We start from the raw sequence: 4,516 nt of genomic DNA on the forward strand, positions 1-4,516 counted from the left end.
AAACAAGATTGATTTGCGGCAAGGCTCCCCCCTTCCTCAGGAACACGGCTTTACAGCGCCTCAATTCGCCTTGGTCTGTGATGTTTCCGCCAAAACGGGAGAAGGGCTCCATAGGCTAGAAAAAGAATTGAGCCAATTGCTCGTCGGATCAGGGAGCTTGGAAAGCCATACGCCCATGCTTTCACGAACCCATCAACGGGACAGTATGCGCCGCGCCCAAGCTTGTGTGGCGCGTATGTTGTTGGATATGCATATTTCCCCGGAGCTGCTTGCCCTTGAGCTGCGCGAAGCCTTGGACGCCTTGGGCGAGATTACGGGGGAGACCACTTCGGAAAGTTTATTGGACCGCATTTTTTCCGCCTTTTGTATCGGCAAATAAAAGAACAATGTCCGCCTATACTGATATACTGATGCGGGATTAACAGAAGCAAAAAGCGACCCGTCACCATGATCTTAGGAACCCATACACGCATACGTTTTTCTGAAGGAGAGGACGCCTCTTTTTATCGGAATTTGTATCTCACCAATGAGCCTAAAGCGGCATTGTTGGATGCACGCCGCGAATACGGCATGCCTGTCCGCCACGAGATCGAGGAGCTGCTCCGTAAAAGTGAAAGCTCCCGTGCTTACTTATTTACAGTGGAAGATCTTGAAGGGCAGCGGCGCGGCTGGTGCGGATTGCGCGGGCTCAATGTGGAAGCGGGATACTGTGAACTATTTTTGGTATTTCGCAGCGATGAAGAATTTTTAACGCCTATGGCCGATGAAGCGTTGGCGATGTTGTTATACCGCGCTTTTCAGCAATTGCGGTTAAATAAAGTGCTTGTGTTTTCTTTGAAGCGGGAAAGCGGATTGCAACAGTGCCTGATGAAACAAGGGTTCCGCTCCTGTGGTATCCAACGGGATGTCCTATACAGCGGCGGCACTTGGCACAATCTGAACACCTTCGTCTTGCCTCAACAAGCCTATGACCCCGAAACGGCGCAGGGGAAATCGGGAGAAATTGAACCATGAGTTTTACAAGCTCTACTTTTTTACGACGAGCAGAACGGGACGATTTAGATACGCTTTTGTCTTGGATGAGTGATCCCGATTTCCAATATTACCTTTATGGCGACGCTGCCCAATCGCAGCGGCAGATACGTGAAAAAATCATTCAGATGCTCGGCCGCGCCCCCGTAGGCATGACGCCGCCCGCCATTTACTTACTCATTGATTCTAAAGAAAAGGGGCTGTTGGGTATGATTTCGCTGCAAAATATTTCGTGGCGCAATCGCTCTTGCAGTTTGGATGTTTACATCGGCGATAAAATGCGGCGCAACGCCTTGATCACCATGAGCGCTGTCTTCCGTGTCCTTGAATATGTCTTCGACGAGTTAAACCTTCACCGTGTGGGCGCGTTGATTTATTCCTTCAACCGCGTGTCGTGGCGCATCTTTGAATTATCGGGTGCCAAACGGGAAATCGTACTGGAAAATCATGTCGTACGGGATGGAAAACTTTACGACGCCTATGGCTATGGTCTGCTCCGCTCCGATTTCGAGGAAATGCGCAAACAACAAGGTACCCGTGCCGATGATCTGTCTTTAGAAAACATGATTGCTTCCCTTGCAGAACAATTGGAGAAGCAGTCGTGATCATTGCTTTTTTATCCCTTTGGTTCCTCTATAACGGTTACGCCGCAGGAAGAAATCTGATGCGGCGCGACGGCAATTCCAGGCTCATCCAAAGCCTGCAAAGTCTGCTCGTGCTCCTCGCCTTGTATTGGGCTTGGACGACAGGCATCCTATTCAGAGGCTTATGGGCCCCTTCCGATGTAATACTGGCGCTTGTACTCGGTCATCTGATCTTTGCCCTGTCTTTGATCATTACCCATCAGCATGGCCCCACGGTCTTGGAGCTTTTCCTTGATATCCGCGGGCTTGCCGCATTTTTGAACAAAGCCCCGGGTATCAGCGTCCGCTTCTTTGGCGTGGCCGTAATTGAAGAACTAATTTATCGTGCCGCTGCCCAATCAATGCTGCACCTCTATTTCGATAATCATCTGACTGCGATCTTGATCACAAGCGTCTGTTTCTGCCTCTTACACGATCATTTCTTTAAGAACGGCGTGGTCAGTGCTTTAGAATTTGCCTTGTTTACGCTTTGCCTGAGTGTGTTGTATTATTATACCTTCAGCCTTATCCTCGTGATTGTCGTGCATTGGGTCAGGAACATCGAAAGTGCCTATCTTGACTATTGCGCGCTCCTTGAAGATACCCATGATGAAGAAGAAGCATTGCGCCGGTTGGATGGACAACATGGCGCCCCCACATTGGAGTACCCATGACCGATAACGCGCTAGTAGAACTGCGTCATATTTATAAGAAATTTACGACCAAGCATCTTTTTCTTATCGATGAAGAAACACGGAAGCGCCGCTTTTATAAAAGAAAAGAAGTGCACGCTGCCAGCGATGTACATTTTTCTATTGAACGAGGCGAAATCTTCGGGCTCCTCGGTCCCAATGGCGCGGGCAAAACAACGGCCGTAAAAATGATTTCCGGTTTGGTGCGCCCCGATAAAGGCGCTGTCTACGTGGACGGCTTGGATGTGGACAAAAAACGTAGGCAGGTGCTGCGCCGTGTGGGAGTCGTCTTGGAAGGAACACGTACAAGCCTGTGGCCCTTGACCCCTTTGGAAAATCTTCTCTATTACGGAACCCTGAAAGATGTGCCCCGGTCTGTACTGCGTCAACGTGCCCATGATCTCCTCGATTTCATCGGTCTAAAGGACAAAAAAAATGTGCAGGTACGGCGCTTGTCGCGGGGACAGAAACAGAAGCTTGCCATCTGCATCGCACTCATCGCCGATCCGCAAGTGCTGCTCTTGGATGAACCGACAACAGGGCTGGATGTACAAAGTGCGCGGGCAATCAAAGACAAGGTGATGGAAATGACCCGGGAACAAGGGCGCAGCGTATTGGTCACCACCCATGATATGCACGTGGCGCAAGAATTATGTGACCGTATCGGCATTATCAATCACGGCGAATTAATCGCCTGTAAGCCTACCGAAGAGTTGTTGGCCCTTTTTGCAGAACAAATCTTTGTATTCAAAATTGACCGCCCTGTGAACGTCGAAACGATGGCTGCCTTGCCTGGCGTTCTAAAAGCCGAGATGGAAGAAACAGGCGATGGACCGGCTTTGGTGATGCAGGTGACTCCGGAAACGGAGCTCCGTTCCGAAGCCCTGTATCGTATCGTCGACCTCTTAAAAGAACAACAGGTGTTGCTCCACGGCTTGCAGCAGCGTCAACAAAATCTCGAGAGTATTTTCCTGAAATTAACCGGTGACCCTCACCAATAATCATACGGCCATGAAAGGAGTTTCATGTCATTTTTTAGAGTTATGAAAGCGGAACTGGTTCGTTCCTTCATCATTATGCGGCGATATTGGTTTCGGACTATCACCGGCATGATTATCGGCTATAGCATGTTGATGGTATTGGTTGCCGGCTTCATCTACAGCAGGCCGGGCGTGGAAAATGCCATGGACCGCTTTAAAGATAATCCCATGGGCGCCACCAACTTTATTCTGGGCTTCATGATCGGTATGTTCGCTTTCGGCGTCGTCGGTATGTTTACGCAAGGACTGCAAAGCATGGCGACGACAGGCGTATTGGAACAACTGTGTATGAGCCCCCACGGACTGGCCACCAATTTCATGGCGCAGACAATGGTGGGATCGGTGACCTCTATCATTTCCTCCGGCATTATGGTGTACGCTGTGACCTGGAGCGTAAGCCGCGGCGGCAGCGGGATGCTGCACTGGGACACGCTCCCTATTTTAATTTTGTTGATACTGACCTTTTTTAATCTCGTCGGCTTTGGATTCATGGTCGGCGGATTGGTGCTCGTCTTTAAACAGGTGGGCCAGGTGGCCATATTGGTGCGCATGGGCTTGTTCGCCCTCGCCGTATTCGCCCGCGAAGAAATGATGCACCAACCTTTTCCCATCCCCTATATGCTGCACATGCTGCCCATTACCGATGCAACCATTGCACTCAAATATGTGTTGATCCACAACCAAATGGTTCCCGTAGGAACGACTGAGGCAGGCGAACCCATCATGCAATTTAGCTCGGTATTTTTTCACTCGTCATTTTACTGGCTCCTGGTCAGCTGCATATTTTGGACCTTTCTCGGCTTGTTTGTTTTCAGATTCCTTGAAGATTACAGCCGCTCAAAAGGTACGCTGGGAAGTTATTGATGGATCCTTCACCGCTGCACCGATTTGAAATAGGCGAACAACGCTTTGTCATGGATATAGAGAGTTGTTTCTGTTTCGAATGTGATCATATTTCATGGGATGTACTCGAATATTATCCCCGGGAACCGGTCAACAGAATCTATCAACTCCTCGCCGGAAAATATCCCCAACAAGAACTGGAAGAGGTGGTCGGTGAACTGGAATGGCTCCGTGTGACCAAAGCCATTTTAATTCCGCGTAGTGATCAAGAGCTCCTGGAACAGGC

At 49.7% G+C, this 4,516-nt stretch carries 7 protein-coding genes; all 7 read left to right on the forward strand.

Going from position 1 to position 4,516, the window contains the following annotated elements; genetic code table 11:
• The coding region (locus tag GX117_09770; protein ID NLO33623.1) for a tRNA uridine-5-carboxymethylaminomethyl(34) synthesis GTPase MnmE at nt 1–379 on the forward strand (379 nt) is incomplete at its 5' end.
• A 68-nt stretch (nt 380–447) separates the two neighbouring features.
• Nucleotides 448–1,014, forward strand: coding sequence for a GNAT family N-acetyltransferase (locus tag GX117_09775; protein ID NLO33624.1), 567 nt, complete (start codon nt 448–450; stop codon nt 1,012–1,014).
• Nucleotides 1,011–1,637, forward strand: a complete 627-nt coding sequence (locus tag GX117_09780) for a GNAT family N-acetyltransferase (protein ID NLO33625.1) — start codon at nt 1,011–1,013, stop codon at nt 1,635–1,637. The genes GX117_09775 and GX117_09780 overlap by 4 nt, the downstream gene beginning before the upstream one ends.
• A complete protein-coding gene (locus tag GX117_09785; GenBank protein ID NLO33626.1) occupies nt 1,634–2,329 on the forward strand; it encodes a CPBP family intramembrane metalloprotease in 696 nt (231 codons plus the stop codon). The genes GX117_09780 and GX117_09785 overlap by 4 nt, the downstream gene beginning before the upstream one ends.
• Entirely contained in the window at nt 2,326–3,348 is a 1,023-nt protein-coding gene (locus tag GX117_09790; protein NLO33627.1) for an ABC transporter ATP-binding protein, read from the forward strand. Before GX117_09785 ends, GX117_09790 begins: the two co-directional genes overlap by 4 nt.
• 24 nt (nt 3,349–3,372) lie before the next feature.
• Complete coding sequence (locus tag GX117_09795; GenBank protein ID NLO33628.1) at nt 3,373–4,251, forward strand: hypothetical protein; 879 nt, start codon at nt 3,373–3,375, stop codon at nt 4,249–4,251.
• Nucleotides 4,251–4,516, forward strand: a 266-nt coding sequence (locus GX117_09800) for a hypothetical protein (GenBank protein NLO33629.1), incomplete at its 3' end; no start/stop codon positions are given. The genes GX117_09795 and GX117_09800, both read left to right, overlap by 1 nt.

Source organism: Candidatus Hydrogenedentota bacterium, assembly GCA_012523015.1.
Lineage (GTDB): Bacteria > Hydrogenedentota > Hydrogenedentia > Hydrogenedentales > CAITNO01 > JAAYBJ01.

What these genes read in the sequence shown, in the direction of transcription:
- GX117_09775 (NLO33624.1), top strand. Translation starts at nt 448, where the DNA reads ATGATCTTAGGAACCCATACACGCATACGTTTTTCTGAAGGAGAGGAC.
- GX117_09780 (NLO33625.1), top strand. Translation starts at nt 1,011, where the DNA reads ATGAGTTTTACAAGCTCTACTTTTTTACGACGAGCAGAACGGGACGAT.
- GX117_09790 (NLO33627.1), top strand. Translation starts at nt 2,326, where the DNA reads ATGACCGATAACGCGCTAGTAGAACTGCGTCATATTTATAAGAAATTT.
- GX117_09795 (NLO33628.1), top strand. Translation starts at nt 3,373, where the DNA reads ATGTCATTTTTTAGAGTTATGAAAGCGGAACTGGTTCGTTCCTTCATC.